The following is a 547-nucleotide window of genomic DNA, read 5'->3' on the forward strand; positions in this document are numbered from 1 at the left end:
ATTTGCGTACTATCCTCAACGGGAATTTTTAAATAGTCATAGCAAGCAAGAACCTTGTTATACTTCTCGGATATCTTATAAGAAAGCCTTTCATTTCATCAGTGCACTTCAAGTCGTGCTGATAGCTTCTTGGCTATACCGAGCTTTTTGCTTAAGTACATTACGAACAGGCTCTGTTACTTCTAACGCATCAATAAACGCTTCGATATCATCTCGAATGCCATCTTGGTTAGTATCTGGTCCTGTCAACGAATCAGAGCGATCTAACAAGGGCTCATAGCGCTCATAAATCACCATTAGCTGGTCGTTAATGGTTTTCTGGCTCTTTAGTGTTGCAATCAGCTCATCTGTTTTTTCAATTTGAATGGATGGCGTTGCCGAAGCTGGGGAAGGGGATGTAGAACGGCTATCGCCGGATGAGTTGCAACCAGCAATGCTGGCTACAACTAGCATTGTCATTAGAGTGCGTGTCATTGTTATGCCTCAAGTAAACTAAGAAGCATGCAGTGTAAGTGGATGATTTTAATAATGATAATTATGATTTTCT

General features: G+C 40.8%; 1 pseudogene. It reads right to left on the minus strand.

Annotated features, from left to right (window positions below):
* Positions 1-474, minus strand: a pseudogene (locus tag CIK04_RS32490) (chromosome partitioning protein ParA); the annotation flags it as partial.
* Positions 475-547 lie beyond the last annotated feature (73 nt).

Source organism: Vibrio sp. 03_296 (assembly GCF_002265885.1).